Below are 18,201 nucleotides of genomic sequence, written 5' to 3'. Positions count from 1 at the left end.
CGGTCGTCATGGTCCTACTACTTCCGCAGCTCGATGACGGTCTTGCCGATACGGATCGGCGCACCCAGCGGAATCGGTGTCGGTGTGGTGAGTCGGGTCCGGTCGAGATAGGTGCCGTTGGTGGACCCGAGATCCTCGACGATCCACTGGCCGTCACGGTCCGGGTAGATCCTGGCATGCCGGCTGGAGGCGTAGTCGTCGTCCAGCACGATTGTTGAATCGTGCGCACGGCCGAGGGTGATGGTCTGCCCCTGCAGGGCGACCGTGGTGCCGGTGAGCGTGCCCTCGGAGACCACCAGCTTGGTGGGGGCACCGCGGCGGCCGCGGCCCCCGGACTGCTGGCGCTGCTGCGGCGGCGCGCTCTGCTGCCGCTGCTGCTGGGCTTGCGGCCGGTCGGGGGCGCCGCGTCGCGCCGAACCGCGCTGGGTCACGCGGGTCCCGAACAGGTCGCTGCGGATGACCTGGACGGCCACGATGACGAACAGCCACAGTACGGCGAGGAAACCCAACCGCATGACCGTGAGGGTCAGCTCTGACATTGCCCCCGCTTCACCCTTCGGCTTGCCGGTAAACGATGGTGGTGCTGCCCACGACGATCCGCGAGCCGTCGCGGAGCGTAGCGCGCGTGGTGTGCTGTCCGTCCACCACGATGCCGTTCGTCGACCCGAGATCCTGGATGGTCGGTGGGGTTCCGACCCGGATCTCGCAGTGTCTGCGGGAGACACCGGGATCGTCGATCCGCACGTCAGCGTCGGTGGAGCGGCCCAGGACGAGCGTGGGCCGGGAGATCTGGTGGCGGGTGCCGTTGATCTCGATCCAGCGGCGGGTCTGGCCCTGCGGCTGGGCTCCGACGCCGGCCGCCGCTCCGCCGCCGCGGGGCGCCGGACGGGCGCCGGGGGGCGTGGACGGCATCGGCGGGGCGCCGGCGGGCTGGGCGGGGTAGCCGTAACCGCCGGGGCGCTGTTGCGGGGCTGCTCCGGCGCCGGGGCGGCCCGCCGCCTGCTCCGGGCTCTGGGACTCGCTGGAGGCCAGGGTCCGGCTGCGCACCCGGTACAGGCCGGTGTCGAGGTCCTCGGCCTTCTGCAGATGCACCTTGATGGCGCCCATGAAGGTGTATCGCTGCTGCTTGGCGTAGTCGCGGACCATACCGGCCAGCTCGTCGCCGAGCTGTCCGGAATACGGGCTGAGCCGCTCGTAGTCGGGCGCGCTCAGCTCGACGATGAAGTCGTTGGGGACGACCGTCCGGTCGCGGTTCCAGATCGTGGCGTTGTTGTCGCACTCGCGCTGGAGTGCGCCGGCGATCTCGACCGGCTGGACCTCGGACTTGAACACCTTGGCGAAGGTGCCGTTCACGAGGCCCTCGAGACGCTGCTCGAAGCGTTTCAGTACTCCCACCGGGCACCTCCTTCCTCAGTCGTGCTCTGCGTCGTCCTGGTACTGCTTACTGATCGTATCCACGCGTCGGGAAATCGGGTGGTTCCCCTTCCTGGCCCTGTGGAGCAGTGTCACCTCTCACAGGGATCGTAGAGGTGCCCTGACGACAGTGTCCCGCAACCGTGACGCTCTACGGACGGGTGGGGGCGGGGGCCTCGGTAACGGGTGTGATTGCACCCCGAGGAGCGTGCTAGTGTTCTGGATGTCGGAAGGCGCTCCGCACGAACCGGACGGATCAAGAAGATCGGGCTGGGGAGTGGGGCAGGCGGCCGGACGGCAGCACCCATGCGCGGGTGGCGGAATAGGCAGACGCGCTGGATTCAGGTTCCAGTGCCCGAAAGGGCGTGGGGGTTCAACTCCCCCCTCGCGCACCAGTCGGAGCGGGTCTCTCCGGAGTGACGAAAGTCGCTCGGAGGGGCCCGCTTCGCGTTGTGCGACGGCTTCGCGTTGGCGGCGGGCGCCTCCTGGGTCTCCTCCAGGACGATCTCCTGGGTCCCGCGGACAACCTCCTGGGTCCCCCGGACAAACGGCAGGGGCCACCCGGGGAAGAGGAGGCCCCTGCTGCTCGATGTCCGGTGGGACCGGATCAGACGGGTCGGGCGGGTCGGTCGGATCAGGCGGCGGCGAAGCGGGTGGCGAGCTCCTTGGCCTTGGCCGCGGCGTCCTCGTGGGCCTTCGCCTTGGAGGCGTCCGAGAGGTCGACCAGGTCGGCCATGGCCGGATTGCTGCGCGCCAACGTGAGTTCCGGCACAACGAAGGTGACATCGAGGCCGAGGCCGTCGCCCAGGGCCTTCCCGAGGTAGTTCGTCACGAACTCGAAGCTCTCCCGCGGAGTGCCCGGACCGTAACCGCCGCCGCGGCTGGCGACGACGACCGCCGGGGTGCCGGAGGTGGTGGTCTGCTCGGCGCCCGCGGTGCGGCCCATGATGATCACGTGGTCCAGCCACGCCTTGAGGGTGGAGGGGATCGTGAAGTTGTACATGGGGGCGCCGATCAGGACCACGTCGGCCTGCTCGAGCTCGCCGGCAAGGGTCTCCCGCAGGGCGAAGGCCGCGTGCTGCTCGGGGGAGCGCTGGTCGGGAGCGGCGAAACCGGCGGCGGCCGCGAGGCCGTCCAGGTGCGGCAGCGGCTCGGCGGCCAGGTCGCGATAGATCACCGTGCCGTTCGGGTGCTGGGCTTCCCATTCCTTGCGGAAGGTGGCCGTGACCGAGCGGGAAGCGGAGGCTTCACCGGGGAAGACGGAGGTGTCGAGGTGCAGAAGAGTCGGCATGGATGCCTCCAGTGACAAGGCTCGGGAAGGAGCCAGTAATACCTACGTACCTACAGAAGGCACAGTAGCTTACTTTTTCGTAGTCCCGAACGAGAGCGCAGTAGTCTGTATTCCATGGCGAAGGATCGTGGGGACCACAACGAGCATGCCTGCAAGCAGGTCGACGGCGAGATGACGCGGTTCTTCGAACTGTTCGGCAAGCGATGGACGGGGCTGATCGTGGCCGTGCTGACGGAGCAGGGGGCGTACTTCGCCGACCTGCGGCGGGCCATTCCGGGGATCAGCGAGCGGATGCTGTCGGACCGGCTCACCGAGCTCTCCACGGCGGGGCTGGTGGTGCGGGAGGTCGACGCCGGGCCGCCGCTGCGGGTGGCCTACCGGCTCACGGACGCGGGGAAGGCGCTGGAGCCCGCGCTGAAGGAGCTGTCGCGGTGGGCGGAGAACCACCTGCCCTCGGGCGGCGAGGACTGCCCGAAGCAGTTCCGGGGCTGAGCCGGACACCTTCCGGCTTGGGACCCGCCTTCTGATCCGGGGAGCGCCTTTTGATCCGGGACCCGCTTCTGACGTGGGGTTCGCCTTCTGATCTGGGGTTTCGTCATGATCGTCAAGGTTTTCCACAGGCTCTGACGGGGTGGGGCGACAGGGGGTACGGTCGGCTCAGTCGATGCAGTCGATGTCGTGTGCGAGAAGGGCGGGGGCGCGATGACGGACGACCGGAGTGCTGAGGGCGGCGGAAGCGGCGAGGGCGGCCGGGGCGACGGCAGCGGCGAGCGGGGGCCGAGCGGCGGGGATGGCGCGGGCGGGGCGGCCCGGCGGCTGTCTCCGGTTCCGGGCTTCGCCGTGTGGCACGGTGCGGGGCCCTCTCCCCGGCAGCAGGGCAAGGCACTGCGCAAGAGCGTGCCACGCTCGGCGCACGCCGAGCCGCCGAGGGACACCGGGCGGCCGGATCCGGTGGCGGCGGTCGAGCGGTCCAACGCCGGGCGGCTGCCGGAGCTCACCCCGATCCGGGTGGGGCGGATGGCCGCGACCCCCTTCTCCTTTCTGCGCGGGGCCGCCGGGCTGATGGCGCACGACCTCACGACCACGCCGGTGACCGGTATCGGGGCCCAGCTGTGTGGGGATGCCCACGCCGCCAACTTCGGGATCTACGGAGATGCGCGCGGTGGCCTGATCATCGATCTCAACGACTTCGACGAGACCGTCCACGGTCCGTGGGAGTGGGACGTGAAGCGACTCGCGGTCTCGCTGGTGCTGGCCGGCCGGGAGGCGGGCGCCGACGAGGACACCTGCCGGGCGGCCGCCCAGGACGCGGTGGGTGCCTATCGGCGCACGGTGCGACTGCTGGCCAAGCTCCCGGCGACGGAGGCGTGGAACGCGATCGCGGACGAGGAGCTGGTCTCCCACACGGACGCCAAGGACCTGGTGGGCACGCTGGAGCGGATCTCCGAGAAGGCCCGGCGGAACACCAGCGCGCGGTACGCCGCCCGGGCCACCGAGCCCGTGCCGGGTGAGGAGGGCTCCTCCGGCCGGCCGGTGGCCCGGCGCTTCGTGGACGCGCCGCCGGTGTTGCGCAGGGTGCCGGACGAGGAGGCGGCGGCGGTGGCCTCGTCGCTCGCCGGGTATCTGGGCACGCTGCCGGAGGACCGGCTGCCGCTGCTCTCGCGGTACGAGGTGCACGATGTGGCGTTCCGGGTCGTCGGCACGGGCAGCGTGGGCACCCGCTCCTATGTGGTGCTGCTGCTCGACCACCGGGGCGAGCCGCTGGTGCTCCAGGTGAAGGAGGCGCGCCCCTCCGCGCTGCTGCCGCATGTGGCCAAGGCCGGCTTCGAGGTGCCGGATGTCACACACGAGGGGCGGCGGGTGGTGCTCGGCCAGAAGCGGATGCAGGTGGTCAGCGACATCCTGCTGGGGTGGACCACGGTGCGGGGGCGGCACTACCAGGTGCGGCAGTTCCGCAACCGCAAGGGAAGCGTGGATCCGGCGGCCCTGGCCGCGGACCAGATGGACGACTACGGGCGGATGACCGGGGCCCTGCTCGCCCGGGCGCACTCCCACAGCGCGGACCCCCGGATGCTGGCCGGTTACTGCGGCAAGGGGGAGGAGCTGGACGAGGCGGTGGCCGCCTTCGCGGTGGCGTACGCGGATCGCACGGAAGCGGATCACTCCGCGCTGGTCATGGCGGTGCGCAAGGGACGGATAGCGGCCGAGATGGGGGTGTGAGGCACGGGCGGGGGTGTGACCTCCATCGCCGATCACCGCCGGACGTAGTCTGAGCGGGTGACGAATCCGGAAGCGCAGCAACAGGCACGGCAGTCGGTGTCGGACGCGGAGCCCCAGGCGGAGTCGCACGACCGGTCGCAGGAGGAGGCTCAGGCCGCCGAGCGGCTGGAGCGGGCGGTGCGCGCGGCCGAGCAGGCGCTGATCGAGTTCGAGATAGCGGTGGAGACCTTCCGGGTGGAGGTGGAGAACTTCTCCCGGCTGCACCACCAGCGGCTCGGGCCGATGTACTCGCGTCTCGACGAGCTGGACGCGCTGATCGCCGAGGCGGTCGCGGCCCGCACCGGCGATCCGGAGGACCTCCGCAAGGCCCGTGAGGCGCGGGGGCTGGTGCAGCCCATGCCGGGTGTGGAGGAGCTGTTCCACGGCTGGATCGACTCGGAAGGGCTCTCGCCGGAGGCGGCCGCGATGCTCACCGAGCGGCCCGTGCAGCCGCCGCCGAGGGTGCGGCCGAGCGAGGAGGCCCGCCGGATCTACCGGGAGCTGGCCCGTAAGGCCCATCCGGATCTGGCCGAGGAGGAGGCCGAGCGGGAGCGGCGCGGTGCCTTCATCGTGCGGGTCAACGCGGCGTACGCGGCCGGGGACGAGGAGGCGCTGCGGGCGCTGGCCGAGGAGTGGGAGGCCGGTCCGCCGCCGCCGGAGCGGCGGGCGAGCCGCAGCGAGGAGCTCTACGCCCGGCTGGAGTGGCTGGCCGAGCGCAAGGAGATGCTGGCCGCGGTCGCCGCGGAGCTGGAGTCGAGCGCGATCGGCGCGATGATCAAGATGGCGCCCGAGGACCCCGATGGGCTGCTGGACGAGATCGCCGAGCAGCTGCTGGCCCAGGCCGCGGAGAAGGAGGCCCGGCTCGCGGAGCTGGTGCGGTAGTAGGTTTGCCGCAGTTGCCGATGTCGTGTGAGAGGTGTGTCCGATGCATTTTGCCCAGCTTCCCCAGGTGGAGGCGGCGGCGGTCCCGGCCGATGGCCTTCTGCTGGACGTCCGGGAGGACGACGAGTGGGCGGCCGGGCATGTCGAGGGCGCGCTGCACATCCCGATGGGCCAGGTCGTGGCGCGGTTCGACGAGCTGACCGCGGCGGCCGGCGAGGGGCGCCGGGTGCATGTGATGTGCCGGGTCGGCGGCCGCTCCGCGCAGGTGACGCAGTATCTGGTCGCGCAGGGGCTGGACGCGGTGAATGTGGACGGCGGGATGCTCGCCTGGGACGCGGCGGGCCGGCCGATGGTGAGCGGCCCCGACGGCACCGCCGAAGGGGCCTTTGTGCTCTAGAAGTTTCCCTACTGATCTTCCCTGCTGACTCGCCGGGGCGCGCTGATCAGGCGAGGGGCGGGCGTCGGTCGAGTGGCCGGCGATCAGGCGAGGGGGTGGGCGGCGAGGAGTTCGCCCAGGGCCTCTTCATGGGCTGCGGCGGATCCCAGCGAGAGCTCCAGTTGCTTGCCCCAGGCGTGGTAGCGGTGCAGGGGGTAGTCGGTGACCGCGCCGAAGCCGCCGTGCAGATGCTGGGCGGTCTGGACGACGCGGCGCATGCCCTCGGCGGCCCAGATCTTGGCGACGGCGACATCTCCCGCGATGGGCAGCGCCCCGTTCACCGTCGGCCGTTCCTCGTCCAGGGACAGCCGCCAGGCCGCCTGCCACAGCGTGGCCTCCATGGCCCGCAGATCGATATAGCGGTCGGCGGTCTGCACGGCGACCGCCTGGAAGGTGGCGAGCGGGAAGCCGAACTGCTCGCGCTTGCTCACATACGAGCTGGTGAGGTCCAGCACCGCCGAGCCGAGGCCCAGCGCGAGGGCGCAGGTGCCGGTGGTGAGGAGATCGCGCAGCCATTCCCAGGCGCCGTCCCCGGTCAGCACCTCGCGGTCGGCGAGCCGCACCCCGTCCAGCCGGACCTCGGCCTGCCGCTCACCGCTGGTGGAGATCTGCTCCTCGAGGGCGACGCCCTCATGGTCGCGGGGGGCCAGGGCGAGGACCGTACCGCCCTCACCGGTATGGGCCGGGATCAGCACGCGATCGGCGCCATGGGCCCAGGGGACCGCGGTCTGGACGCCGTCCAGCACCCAGCCCTCGCCGTTCCGCCGTGCCTGGACGGCGAGTTCGGCCGGGCCATGGCCGGTGCGGCCGCTGGCGGCCGCGGTGAGGACCAGCTCGCCGCGGGCGGCCCGGGGCAGCACGTCGGCACACAGCTCGTCCCCGCCGTAGCGCTGCACGGCCAGTGCGGCGGCGCTGGACTCCAGCAGCGGCACCCGGGCCAGCACCCGGCCGCATTCCCGCAGCATCAGGCAGAGGGCGAGCGGGTCCAGGCCCGAGCCGCCGTACCGGGGGTCGAGGGTCAGGCCCAGCAGATCGCCCTCGGCGAGCTTCCGCCACAGCGCGCGGTCGAAGTCGTCGGCGACGGCGCCCGCGGTCAGCGCGGGGCTGGGCACGCTGTCCGGTGTGACGGAGGAGAAGACGGCCTTCGCCGCCTCGACGGCCGCCTGCTGCTCCTCGGTGAAGGTGAAGTCCACTGTCCGTACCTCCCGCGCCGCGGCTTTATCTGACGGCCCGTCAAGATAGAACAGCTTCTACAAGAAGGGAACGCCGCTGCCGCGCCCGGTGGCCCGTCAGCGGTCGAAGTCCAGCTCCACCCGCTCGCCCACCGGATGGGACTGACAGGCCAGCACATAGCCCGCCTCCACCTCGTCCGGCTCCAGCGCGAAGTTCCGGTCCATCCGCACCTCGCCGGAGACCAGGAAGGCCCGGCAGGTGCCGCAGACTCCGCCCTTGCACGCGTACGGCGCGTCGGACCGATTGCGCAGCACGGTCTCCAGCAGCGGCTCCCCGTCCTGGACCGGCCAGGTGCCCGAGCGGCCGTCCAGGGTCGCCGTGACCGAGCTGTGCGAGGTGGCCAGGGGCGGGCCCGGTATGGGGACACCCTCGGTGGGGGCCGCGTCCACATGGAAGATCTCCTGATGGACCCGGCCGCGGGAGACCCCGAGGCCGCGCAGCGCCCGCTCGGCGGCGCGCACCAGACCGTAGGGCCCGCACAGGAACCAGCCGTCCACCGAGGCGACCGGCAGCAGCGCCGGGAGCAGCCCGGTCAGCCGCTCCTCGTCGAGCCGCCCGGAGACCAGCCCGGCCTGCTGCTCCTCCCGGGAGAGCGCGCACACCAGCTGGAACCGGTCGGGCCAGCGGTCCTTGAGGTCGGCGACCTCCTCCAGGAACATCGTCGAGGCCGCGGTGCGGTCGCTGCGGATCAGACAGAAGCGCGCTTCGGGCTGCCGGCCGAGCAGTGTGGCGGCGATGGACAGCACGGGGGTGATACCGCTGCCGCCGACGACCGCCGCGAAGTGGCCGGGGCGGGGCTCCAGGACGAAACGGCCGGCCGGGGCCATGACCTCCATGACCTCGCCGACCGCCAGCTCCTTGAGGGCATAGGTCGAGAACTCACCGCCCTCGACCAGCCGCACCCCGATCCGCAGGAACTCCGGGCCCTTCGCACCCGGGGCCGGGGTGCAGATCGAGTACGTCCGGCGGATCTCCGCGCCATCGGCGAACCGGCGCACCGCGATGTGCTGCCCCGCCGCGAAGCGGAACGTCTCCCGCAGCGCGGGCGGTACCAGAAGGGTGACCGCCACCGCGTCATCGGTGAGCCGGTCGACCGCCGCCACCCGCAGCGGGTGGAACGCGCCGTGGCGGGGCGTGACCCGCTTCACCGCCTCCGCGGCCATCACAACTCCTTGAAGTGGTCGAACGGTTCACCGCAGGCCGCGCAGCGGCGCAGCGCCTTGCAGGCGGTGGAGGAGAAGCGGCTGAGCAGCTCGGTCTCGGTCGAGCCGCAGTGCGGACAGCGCACCGCCAGGGTCACCGGGACCGGGCCGCCCGCCGTCGCGTCGCGCGGCGCGGGCGGCGCTATGCCGGACTCCGCCAGCTTGCGGCGGCCCTCGGCGCTGATCGCGTCCGTCGTCCAGGGCGGGGAGAGGACCGTGCGCACGGCGACCTCGGGGACACCGTGGTCGTGGAGCACCCGCTCGATATCGGTGGCCATCGACTCCAGCGCCGGGCAGCCGGTGTAGGTGGGGGTCAGCTCGACCTCGACCCGGCCCGGCCCCAGCAGCCGCAGCCCGCGCATCACCCCCAACTCGGCCAGGGACACCATCGGCAGCTCCGGGTCCGGCACGGATCCGGCCAGCCGCAGCAGCTCCTCCTCGAGCGGGGTGAGGTCGGCGCCGGACGCGGGAGGTGTGGGCGCCGCGGCGGGCCTGGGCGTCACCATGCCGCCCCCGGGTGGCTGCGGTGCAGATGCTGCATCTCGGCGAGCATCCGGCCGAACGGCTCGGTGTGGATGCCCTGGCGCCCGGCTCCGGCCGCCCAGCCGCCGCGCCGCGGCCCCTCGGGCACCGCCAGGGTGGCGCGCTCCAGGACCGAGGTGATCCGGGTCAGCCAGGCGTCGTGCAGGGTGTGCCACTCCACCTCGCACCCCTCGACCGGCTCGAAGAGCTCACCGGTGAACCGCCAGAGCGCGTCCAGCCCCCGCCGCATCCGCTCATGGCTCTCGTCCGTGCCGTCGCCGAGCCGCAGGGTCCAGTGCTCGGCGTGGTCGCGGTGGTAGGCCACCTCCTTGACCGCCTTGGCGGCGAGCGGGGCGAAGGGGCCGGTGCCGCGCGCCAGCCGCTCGTACAGCAGCTCCTGATAGGTGGAGAAGTAGAGCTGACGGGCGATGGTCCGGGCGAAGTCCCCGTTGGGCTGCTCGACCAACTGGACGTTGCGGAACGCCCGCTCCTCGCGCAGATACGCCAGCTCGTCCTCGTCGCCGGCGAGGGAGAGCAGCACCCGGGCCTGGCCGAGCAGGTCGAGGGCGATATTGGCGAGCGCCACCTCCTCCTCCAGCACGGGGGCGTGCCCGGCCCACTCCCCCAGCCGGTGGGAGAGCACCAGCGCGTCGTCGCCCAGGGCGAGGGCCGCGGTCATAGGTGCCGCACCCCCTCGGGGATGGCGTAGAAGGTGGGGTGGCGGTAGGGCTTGTCGGCGGACGGCTCGAAGAACGGATCCCGCTCGTCCGGGGAGGAGGCGGTGATCTCGGCGGACGGCACCACCCAGATCGAGACGCCCTCCGAGCGGCGGGTGTACAGATCCCGCGCGTTCCGCAGAGCCATTTCCGCGTCCGGGGCGTGGAGGGATCCGGCGTGGGTGTGGGACAGTCCGCGCCTGCTGCGGACGAACACCTCCCACAGCGGCCACTCGGCGCTCGGGCTGCCGCTCATGCCTGTGCCTTCCCGTGCTTGGCCGCGTACGCCGCGGCTGCCTCGCGCACCCAGGCGCCTTCCTCATGGGCCCGGCGCCGCTGGGTGATCCGCTGGGCGTTGCACGGCCCGTTTCCCCGCAGCACCTCGCGGAACTCGTCCCAGTCGATCGGGCCGAAGTCGTAATGCCCCCGCTCCTCGCTCCACCGCAGCTCGGGGTCGGGGAGGGTGAGGCCGAGGGATTCGGCCTGGGGGACGCAGATGTCGACGAAGCGCTGGCGCAGCTCGTCATTGGAGTGGCGCTTGATCTTCCAGGCCATGGACTGGGCGGAGTGGGCCGAGGCGTCGTCCGGCGGGCCGAACATCATCAGCGACGGCCACCACCAGCGGTCCACCGCGTCCTGCGCCATGGCGTGCTGGGCCTCGGTGCCCCGGCTCAGGGCCAGCAGCAGCTCGTACCCCTGGCGCTGGTGGAAGGACTCCTCCTTGCAGATGCGGACCATCGCCCGTGCGTAGGGCCCATAGGAGCAGCGGCACAGCGGGACCTGGTTGGTGATCGCGGCGCCGTCCACCAGCCAGCCGATGGCGCCGACGTCGGCCCAGGTCAGCGTGGGGTAGTTGAAGATCGAGGAGTATTTCTGGCGGCCGCTGTGGAGCTTGTCCAGCAGCTCGTCCCGGCTGGTGCCCAGGGTCTCCGCCGCGCTGTAGAGATACAGGCCGTGGCCCGCCTCGTCCTGGACCTTGGCCATCAGGATCGCCTTGCGCCGCAGCGAGGGGGCGCGGGTGATCCAGTTCGCCTCCGGCTGCATGCCGATGATCTCGGAGTGGGCGTGCTGCGCCATCTGCCGCACCAGCGTCGCCCGGTACTCATCGGGCATCCAGTCGCGCGGCTCGATGCGCTCGTCCGCGGCCAGGGCGGCGTCGAACACCGCCTCGTACGCTCCCGCGTCCGCCGCCATCGTCGTCATGCGAAGCCCCTCCGCCATTCGTCTCCGCCGACCGGCCAGCCTACCGACCGATCGTTCGGTTCAATGGTGTGCTGAGGAACGTAGGGTGTCAACCCTGTGGATAACGCTGAGGACGCTGTGCCGAGTGGTTCCGCATCGGTACGGTGCCGGGGGCGTGGGGGCCACGGGGGCGCGCGGCCGACCGGCGTGCGCGAAGACCTGGACCATCGGGAGCGGGGCGGGGTATGGCGGACACGGAGCCGGAACCGGCGGAACGGGAGCCGACGGGACCGGAGCCGCGGGAAGGGAAGCCGACGGACCCGGAGCCGAGGGAATCGGAACCGGCGGAATCGGCGCCGGACGGCGACGCGGCGGAACCGCTCACCACCCTCTCCCTGCCCGCCCAGCTGATCATCGCGGTGGCCATCGCGGTCGCCGCCGTCGCCGCCGCGATCCATCTCTCGGCGGCCTTCCTGAACGTCTCACCGCCCAACACCCTCACCAAGCGGCACGGCGCGGCGATAGACGACTACGTCTATCCGGAGTTCGAACGGGTCTGGAAGCTCTTCGCCCCCAACCCGCTTCAGCAGAACATCGCCGTCCAGGCCCGCGCCGAGATCCGTACCGCCGACGGCGGCACCGCGACCACCGGCTGGCGCGACCTCTCGGCCCAGGACGGCGCGGCCATCCACCACAACCCGCTGCCCAGCCACACCCAGCAGAACGAGCTGCGCCGCGCCTGGGAGTTCTACGTCGGCTCGCATGACGTGCGGGAGCGGCCGCAGGGCATGCGCGGCAACCTCTCCGAGCAGTACATCCGCCGGATCGTGATGCTCCGCCTCGGCCGCGAGGAGGACGGCGGCACCGTGGAGCGAATACAGGTGCGCTCCGCGACCACTCCGGTGGCCCCGCCGCCCTGGAGCGACGAGAAGATCGACACCAAGACGGTCTACCGCACGCTGCCGTGGTGGACCGTGACCTCCGACGACCTCCCGGAGGCGAAGCGCCGGTGACCCCCTCCGCCCGCCTCCAGACCGCCGTGGCGCGTGGCTACGCGCGCGTCACCGCGTCCGCGCTCGGCCCCCGGCAGAGCGCCGTCGTGCGCATCGGCTTCTCCTTCACCTGGCTGCTCTTCCTGGTGCGCGAATGGCCCCACCGCCGGGAGCTGTACGGGCCGGACGGCCCGTGGAACTGGGACATGGCCGCGCGGCTGATCGACGGCAACCGTGCCTTCAGCGCGCTCATGTGGTCCGACAGCACGGTGTGGTTCGAGATCGTCTACGCCCTCGCCCTCGTCTCCAGCGCGCTGCTGCTGGTGGGCTGGCGCACCCGCACCATGTCCGTGCTGTTCATGATCGGGGTGCTGTCGCTGCAGAACCGCAGCATCTTCGTGGGGGACGGCGGCGACAATCTCATCCATCTGATGTCGATGTATCTGGTGCTGACCCGATGCGGGCGGGTGTGGTCGCTGGACGCGCGCCGGGCGGCCCGGCGGGCGGACCGAGCGTGGCCGCCGCGCGACACCACCGGAATCGTGCTGTGGGCCGTCACCGGGACCGCCCTGCTCTGGGCGCAGTTGTTCACCGACGCCCGGCTCTCCCTGACCGCCGACGGCCCGCTGCCCGGGCTGGGCTGGGCCACCGTCCTGTGGGGGCTGTGGCTCGTCCAGGCCGGGTGGTGGCTCGTCAGGCGTTACGCGCCGGGGGAGCCGCGCACCGTCCTGGACGCGCTCGCCAATGTGGCTCACAACGGCGCCCTGCTGGTGATCATGGCCGAGGTGTGTCTGCTGTACGCCTCGGCCGGCTGGTACAAGATCCAGGGCTCGCGCTGGCAGGACGGCACCGCCCTCTACTACCCGCTGCATCTGGACTACTTCTCGCCCTGGCCCTGGCTGGCCGACATCATGGCGTCCAGCGGCACCCTGGTGATGGTACTGACCTACGGCACGGTCATCGTCCAGGTGGCCTTTCCGTTCACCCTGCTCAACCGGCGGGCCAAGAACGCGATGCTCGTCCTGCTGATGATGGAGCACCTCGGCATCGCCGTGATGCTGGGGCTGCCCTTCTTCTCGCTCGCCGTGATCGCGGCGGACTCGGTCTTCCTGCCGACGAACGTCCTGCGCTGGGCCGAGGCGCGGCTGGGCCGGGTCCGGGACCGGCTGGCGGCGCGCGCCGTGTGGCTGCCGGGGCAGCGAGCGCGGGAGAGCGACGAGGAATCCCCGGCCGGCACCCTCGTACGCTGAGGGGATGATCGATGACGAGTCCGCGCGGGCCGTACGGCACTGGCGCGCGACGGCCCCCGACACCGTGCTGCTGGACGGCTTCCACGCGCTGAAGCACGCGCTGCGGTTCGGCGCGGAGGTGCGTGCCGCGGTCACCAGCGACAAGGCGGCCGCCGTGGAACTCGCCGAGGACCTGGCCGACGACCTCACCGAGGTGATCGCGGACCTTCTGGTGGAGGTGGATGCCGGGACCCTGCGCGATCTGGTGCCCAGGGTGCACCCCACACGGGTCGCCGCCCTGGCGGTCCGGCGCGACCGCCGGGCGAATCTCGACGAGCTGTCCCAGCGACCCCGGCAGGCCCCCGTGGTCGTCCTGGACAACCCGCGCAACCTGGGGAACGTCGGGGCCGTGGTCCGGCTCGCCGCCGGGTTCGGGGCCACGGGCGTGGTCACCACCGGCGATATCGACCCCTGGCATCCGAACGCCGTGCGCTCGGGCGCGGGGCTTCACTTCGCCACCGCGGTCGAGCGGCTGCCGGGCGACGCGCTTCCGGAGGGGCCGCTGTACGCCCTGGACCCGGAGGGGGAGGACATCCGGTCCATGACCTTCCCCGATGACGCGCTGCTCGCCTTCGGCTCCGAGCGCCACGGGATCTCGCCGGAGCTGCGGAAGCGGGCCACGAGGCTGGTGGCCCTCCCCATGCGGCCACAGGTGTCCAGCTACAACCTGGCCACCAGCGTGGCCATGGCCCTCTTCCACTGGGGCGGCCCCGACCGCGCGGGGCGGTCGGGGCGTGCGCGGTGACACGTCCCGCACACCGCAGCCTCGGCCTCGCTACTCCGCCGGGCGGCGGACCTCGACCATCCGGAAGCGGCCGGCCACGAACGCCCCGTCGCACAGCGCGGCATTGGCCGACGGGTTGCCGCCCGTGCCGTGGAAGTCCGAGAAGGCCGCGGTCTGGTTCACATACACCCCGCCGGTCAGATTGAGCGACAGCTGGGCGCACTCCTCCAGACACGCCTCCTCGATCAGCCGCTCCGCCTCCGGTGAGGTGGTGTACGCCCCGACCGTCATCGCGCCCTTGTCCCGGGTGGTCCGGCGCAGCAGTGCGACCGCGTCCTCCGTGGAGGCGACGGCGACGGCGAAGGAGACGGGGCCGAAGCACTCGGCCAGATAGGGCGCGTCCGCGTCCGCCCCCTCCCAGAACTTCCGCGCGCCGTCCGCCTTGACCATCAGCGGCGTGCGGACCGTGGCGCCCGGGAAGTCGGGGTGGGCCACCGTGCGGGAGGCCAGGGCGACCGCGCCCAGGCCGGGGGCGGCCTCCAGCCGCTCCTGGACCCGCGGGCCCACGATCGCGCCGAGCAGTGCGCTCGCCCGTGCGTCGTCGCCCAGCAGCCCGTCCACCGCCGCCGCCAGGTCGGCCACCACCTCGTCATAGGTCTTGGGACCGGCGTCGGTGGTGATGCCGTCGCGGGGGATCAGCAGATTCTGCGGGGTGGTGCACATCTGGCCGCTGTAGAGGGACAGGGAGAACGCCAGGTTGGCCAGCATGCCCTGGTAGTCGTCGGTGGAGTCGATCACCACCGTGTTGACCCCCGCCTTCTCCGTGAAGACCTGGGCCTGGCGGGCGTGGGTCTCCAGCCAGTCGCCGAAGGCGGTCGAGCCTGTGTAGTCGATGATGCGGATCTCGGGGCGGACGGCGAGGACCTTGGCGATCCCCTCGTCCGGCCGCTCGGCGGCCAGCGCCACCAGATCGGGGCTGAACCCGGCCTCCTTCAGCACCTCGCGCGCCACCTGGACGGTCAGCGCCAGCGGCAGCACGGCCTGGGGGTGCGGCTTGACCAGCACCGGATTGCCGGTGGCGAGCGAGGCGAAGAGCCCCGGATAGCCGTTCCACGTCGGGAAGGTGTTGCAGCCGATCAGCAGGGCGATACCGCGCGGGACGGCCGTGAACGTCTTGCGCAGGCGCAGCGGGTCGCGCTTGCCCTGCGGCTTGGACCAGTCGGCGGCGCCCGGAGTGCGGGTCTGCTCGGCGAACGCGTACGCCACCGCCTCCAGGCCGCGGTCCTGGGCGTGGGGGCCGCCGGCCTGGAACGCCATCATGTACGCCTGTCCGCTGGTGTGCATGACGGCCTGGGCGAACTCATGCGACCGGGCGCCGATCCGGGCCAGGATCTCCAGGCACACCATGGCCCGCGTCTCGGGACCGGCGTCCCGCCAGGCGGGCATCCCCGCCCGCATCGCCGGGAGGAGCACCTCGATGTCCGGATGCGGATACTCCATGCCCATCTCCGCTCCGAACGGGGAGACCTCGGAGCCCGTCCAGCCGTCGGTGCCCGGCTGGTCCAGCTCGAAGCGCTTGCCGCGCAGCGCCTCGAACGCCGCCTGGCCCTCGGCGACGCTCAGGCTCGGGCGCCCGCCCTGGCCCTCGCCGCCGTACGCCTTCGGGTGCTCGGGGTGCGGGGACCAATAGGCGCGGGTACGGATCGCCTCCAGGGCCTGGTCGAGGGTGGGGCGGTGCTCTTGCGTCAACTGCGCGGTGGTGAGTGCGGCGGTCACGACTGACCAACTCCTCGTCGAGCTGGGGCTGGGCTGGAATGGGCGACAGGGTTAGAGTAACCGAACGATCGGTCGGGACAAGAGGGCCTGGCGAACCTGTGGACAACTTCGTCGAAAAGGATCTGCGGCATGACTGCGATCGACCGTGGGACCGACCGCGCCGGCCTCGTCGCCGTCGTCGGCACCGGCACGATGGGCCAGGGGATCGCCCAGGTGGCGCTGGCCGCAGGCCATCCCGTGCGGCTCTACGACGCCGCGCCCGGCCGTGCCTCCCGGGCCGTCGGCGCCATCGCGGACCGGCTCGGCCGGCTGGTCGCCAAGGAGCGCCTCACGGCCGCCGACCGCGACACCGCCCTCGGCCGGCTCGCGCCCGTCGCCGACCTCGCGGACCTGGCCGAGGCGGAGCTGGTGGTCGAGGCGATCCTCGAGGAACTCGACGCCAAGCAGCAGTTGTTCACCGCGCTGGAGTCGGTGGTCTCCGACGGCTGTCTGCTCGCCACCAACACCTCCTCCCTCTCCGTCACCGCCGTCGCGGGCGTCCTGCGCCGCCCCGGCCGCCTCCTCGGTCTGCACTTCTTCAATCCGGCCCCGCTGATGCCGCTGGTGGAGGTGGTGCGCGGCGCCGCCACGGACGAGGCCGCCGCCGACCGTGCCCAGGCCACCGTCGCGGCCTGGGGAAAGACCCCGGTGCGCTGCGCCGACACCCCCGGGTTCATCGTCAACCGGATCGCCCGCCCCTTCTACGCCGAGGCGTTCCGGGCGTACGAGGAGGGCGCCGCCGACCCCGCCACCCTGGACGCCGTGCTGCGCGAGTCCGGCGGCTTCAGAATGGGCCCCTTCGAGCTCACCGACCTGATCGGCCAGGACGTGAACGAGGCCGTCACCCGGTCCGTGTGGGAAGCGCTGTTCCACGATCCGAAATTCACCCCGTCCCTCGCCCAGCGGCAGCTCGTCGCCTCCGGGCGGCACGGGCGCAAGACGGGCCACGGCTGGTACGACCACTCCGAGGGCGCCGGGCGGCCCGCCCCGCACACCGCGGAGCCGTGCGAGCCGCCCGGCAAGGTCGACCTCCATGGCGACCTGGGGCCCGCACAAGGGCTGGTCGGCCTCATCGAGGAGGCGGGCATCCCGGTGACCCGCGAGCCCGTCGGGGCCCACCTCACCCTGCCCGACGGCACCCGGCTGTCCCTGGCCGACGGCACGACCGCCACCGACGACCCCTTCGCCGCGTCGGTCCGCTTCGACCTGGCGCTGGACTACCGCACCGCCACCCGCGTCGCCCTCGCGGGGTCCATAGCCGCCCCCGAGGAGTCCCTGCGGTCCGCGATCGGGCTGTTCCAGGCGCTCGGTAAGGAGGTCAGCGTGGTCCAGGACGTCCCCGGCATGGTCGTGGCCCGCACGGTCGCGATGCTCGTGGACTTCGCCGAGGACGCCGTCGCCCGCGGGGTGGCCGGCCCCGAGGACATCGACACCGCCATGCTGACCGGCGTCAACTACCCGCGCGGACCGCTGGCCTGGGGGCGTGCGCTCGGCGCCCGCTGGGTCCGCGACACCCTGCGCAACCTCCACCACGCCTGTCCGACCGGCCGCTACGCCCCTTCCCAGGCGCTGATCCGGCGTGCGGCCGCCGATGAGAAACTGCTCTAATCATGACCATGGCCAAGCGCGACACCTACACGCCCGAATCGCTGCTCGCGGTCGCCGTGGAGGTGTTCAACGAGCGCGGCTACGACGGCACCTCCATGGAGCACCTGTCCCGGGCCGCCGGCATCTCCAAGTCCTCCATCTACCACCATGTGAAGGGCAAGGAGGAGCTGCTCCGGCTGGCCATAAGCCGTGCCCTGGACGGGCTGTTCGGCATCCTCCAGGAGCCCGCCGCACGCGAGGGACGGGCGATCGGGCGGCTGGAGCACGTGGCCCGGCGCACCGCCGAGGTGCTGATGGAGGAGCTGCCCTACGTCACCCTGCTGCTGCGCGTCCGGGGCAACACGGACACCGAGCGGTGGGCCATGGAGCGGCGCCGGGAGTTCGACCACCAGGTGGCCGAGCTGCTCAAGCAGGCGGCGGCCGACGGCGACCTGCGCTCCGACGTGGACGCCCGGCTGGCGACCAGGCTGCTCTTCGGCATGATCAACTCCATTGTGGAGTGGTACCGGCCGGGCCGCGGCGGGGCCGCGACCTCCCATGAGGTGGCCGAGGCCGTGGTCCGTACGGCCTTCGCGGGCCTGCGCACGGAGCGCTGAGCGCTCCGCTGGAAGTGCCCTGAGACGCCGTCGATCGGCGG

19 protein-coding genes and 1 tRNA gene are annotated in these 18,201 nt (G+C 72.1%); 10 read left to right on the top strand and 10 right to left on the bottom strand.

From position 1 onward, the window contains the following. Positions 1-17: 17 nt before the first annotated feature. Positions 18-539: an FHA domain-containing protein FhaB/FipA gene (locus tag ACZ6TD_RS24365; RefSeq protein WP_471341612.1), complete on the bottom strand. Its 522-nt coding sequence runs from the start codon at positions 537-539 to the stop codon at positions 18-20. 10 nt (positions 540-549) lie between these two features. Next, positions 550-1,395 (bottom strand): FhaA domain-containing protein, encoded by an 846-nt coding sequence (locus ACZ6TD_RS24360; protein WP_191069750.1) that lies wholly within the window; start codon positions 1,393-1,395, stop codon positions 550-552. Between the two features lie 326 nt (positions 1,396-1,721). Between ACZ6TD_RS24360 and ACZ6TD_RS24355 the strand changes: the two genes are divergently transcribed. Then, positions 1,722-1,808: transfer RNA gene (locus tag ACZ6TD_RS24355), tRNA-Leu, on the top strand. Between the two features lie 239 nt (positions 1,809-2,047). Here ACZ6TD_RS24355 and ACZ6TD_RS24350 read toward each other — a convergent pair. Further along, positions 2,048-2,704, bottom strand: coding sequence for an FMN-dependent NADH-azoreductase (locus ACZ6TD_RS24350; protein WP_471341610.1), 657 nt, complete (start codon positions 2,702-2,704; stop codon positions 2,048-2,050). Positions 2,705-2,818: 114 nt separating this feature from the next. Here ACZ6TD_RS24350 and ACZ6TD_RS24345 point away from each other — a divergent pair, with 114 nt between their 5' ends. The 4 genes from ACZ6TD_RS24345 to ACZ6TD_RS24330 all read left to right on the top strand — a co-directional run bounded on the left by ACZ6TD_RS24345 (position 2,819) and on the right by ACZ6TD_RS24330 (position 6,242). Further along, entirely contained in the window at positions 2,819-3,196 is a 378-nt protein-coding gene (locus ACZ6TD_RS24345) for a winged helix-turn-helix transcriptional regulator (RefSeq protein WP_471341608.1), read from the top strand. Positions 3,197-3,406: 210 nt separating this feature from the next. Beyond that, the gene (locus ACZ6TD_RS24340; protein ID WP_471341606.1) at positions 3,407-4,924 is read left to right on the top strand and encodes a DUF2252 domain-containing protein; all 1,518 of its coding nucleotides are present in this window, start codon (positions 3,407-3,409) and stop codon (positions 4,922-4,924) included. Positions 4,925-5,020: 96 nt separating this feature from the next. Continuing rightward, positions 5,021-5,845, top strand: a complete 825-nt coding sequence (locus tag ACZ6TD_RS24335; RefSeq protein WP_471358009.1) for a hypothetical protein — start codon at positions 5,021-5,023, stop codon at positions 5,843-5,845. A 43-nt stretch (positions 5,846-5,888) separates the two neighbouring features. Next, a complete protein-coding gene (locus ACZ6TD_RS24330) occupies positions 5,889-6,242 on the top strand; it encodes a rhodanese-like domain-containing protein (RefSeq protein WP_137978727.1) in 354 nt (117 codons plus the stop codon). 83 nt (positions 6,243-6,325) lie between these two features. Here the strand turns inward: ACZ6TD_RS24330 and ACZ6TD_RS24325 are convergent, their stop codons facing one another. From ACZ6TD_RS24325 to paaA, 6 genes are all read right to left on the bottom strand, one after another. Next, complete coding sequence (locus ACZ6TD_RS24325; protein ID WP_471341604.1) at positions 6,326-7,474, bottom strand: acyl-CoA dehydrogenase family protein; 1,149 nt, start codon at positions 7,472-7,474, stop codon at positions 6,326-6,328. 96 nt (positions 7,475-7,570) lie between these two features. Next, positions 7,571-8,677 carry a 2Fe-2S iron-sulfur cluster-binding protein gene (locus ACZ6TD_RS24320; RefSeq protein ID WP_471341603.1) on the bottom strand — a complete coding sequence of 369 codons (1,107 nt, stop codon included), beginning with the start codon at positions 8,675-8,677 and terminating at the stop codon, positions 7,571-7,573. Then, a complete protein-coding gene (paaD, locus tag ACZ6TD_RS24315; protein WP_471341601.1) occupies positions 8,677-9,222 on the bottom strand; it encodes a 1,2-phenylacetyl-CoA epoxidase subunit PaaD in 546 nt (181 codons plus the stop codon). The genes ACZ6TD_RS24320 and paaD overlap by 1 nt, the downstream gene beginning before the upstream one ends. Further along, a complete protein-coding gene (gene paaC, locus ACZ6TD_RS24310) occupies positions 9,216-9,917 on the bottom strand; it encodes a 1,2-phenylacetyl-CoA epoxidase subunit PaaC (protein ID WP_471341599.1) in 702 nt (233 codons plus the stop codon). Before paaC ends, paaD begins: the two co-directional genes overlap by 7 nt. Next, positions 9,914-10,210: a 1,2-phenylacetyl-CoA epoxidase subunit PaaB gene (gene paaB, locus ACZ6TD_RS24305; RefSeq protein ID WP_046088802.1), complete on the bottom strand. Its 297-nt coding sequence runs from the start codon at positions 10,208-10,210 to the stop codon at positions 9,914-9,916. Before paaB ends, paaC begins: the two co-directional genes overlap by 4 nt. Next, positions 10,207-11,157, bottom strand: coding sequence for a 1,2-phenylacetyl-CoA epoxidase subunit PaaA (gene paaA, locus ACZ6TD_RS24300; protein WP_044572512.1), 951 nt, complete (start codon positions 11,155-11,157; stop codon positions 10,207-10,209). Before paaA ends, paaB begins: the two co-directional genes overlap by 4 nt. 224 nt (positions 11,158-11,381) lie before the next feature. Between paaA and ACZ6TD_RS24295 the strand changes: the two genes are divergently transcribed. From ACZ6TD_RS24295 to ACZ6TD_RS24285, 3 genes are read left to right on the top strand one after another with little or no spacing between them, the layout of a single operon-like run. Then, positions 11,382-12,149, top strand: coding sequence for a DUF5819 family protein (locus tag ACZ6TD_RS24295; RefSeq protein WP_471341596.1), 768 nt, complete (start codon positions 11,382-11,384; stop codon positions 12,147-12,149). Then, positions 12,146-13,378, top strand: coding sequence for an HTTM domain-containing protein (locus ACZ6TD_RS24290; RefSeq protein WP_471341595.1), 1,233 nt, complete (start codon positions 12,146-12,148; stop codon positions 13,376-13,378). Before ACZ6TD_RS24295 ends, ACZ6TD_RS24290 begins: the two co-directional genes overlap by 4 nt. 4 nt (positions 13,379-13,382) lie before the next feature. Then, positions 13,383-14,162: a TrmH family RNA methyltransferase gene (locus ACZ6TD_RS24285; protein WP_471341594.1), complete on the top strand. Its 780-nt coding sequence runs from the start codon at positions 13,383-13,385 to the stop codon at positions 14,160-14,162. 30 nt (positions 14,163-14,192) lie between these two features. Here the strand turns inward: ACZ6TD_RS24285 and paaN are convergent, their stop codons facing one another. Further along, positions 14,193-15,917: a phenylacetic acid degradation protein PaaN gene (paaN, locus tag ACZ6TD_RS24280; protein ID WP_471341593.1), complete on the bottom strand. Its 1,725-nt coding sequence runs from the start codon at positions 15,915-15,917 to the stop codon at positions 14,193-14,195. 129 nt (positions 15,918-16,046) lie between these two features. Between paaN and ACZ6TD_RS24275 the strand changes: the two genes are divergently transcribed. Further along, a complete protein-coding gene (locus ACZ6TD_RS24275) occupies positions 16,047-17,564 on the top strand; it encodes a 3-hydroxyacyl-CoA dehydrogenase (protein ID WP_471341591.1) in 1,518 nt (505 codons plus the stop codon). 2 nt (positions 17,565-17,566) lie between these two features. Further along, positions 17,567-18,160 carry a TetR/AcrR family transcriptional regulator gene (locus ACZ6TD_RS24270; RefSeq protein ID WP_471341590.1) on the top strand — a complete coding sequence of 198 codons (594 nt, stop codon included), beginning with the start codon at positions 17,567-17,569 and terminating at the stop codon, positions 18,158-18,160. Positions 18,161-18,201 lie beyond the last annotated feature (41 nt).

The sequence above is a fragment of the Streptomyces yongxingensis genome, assembly GCF_055597465.1.
Note: the sequence above shows the minus strand (reverse complement) of the source record. Positions and strands in the feature narration are given on the sequence as shown.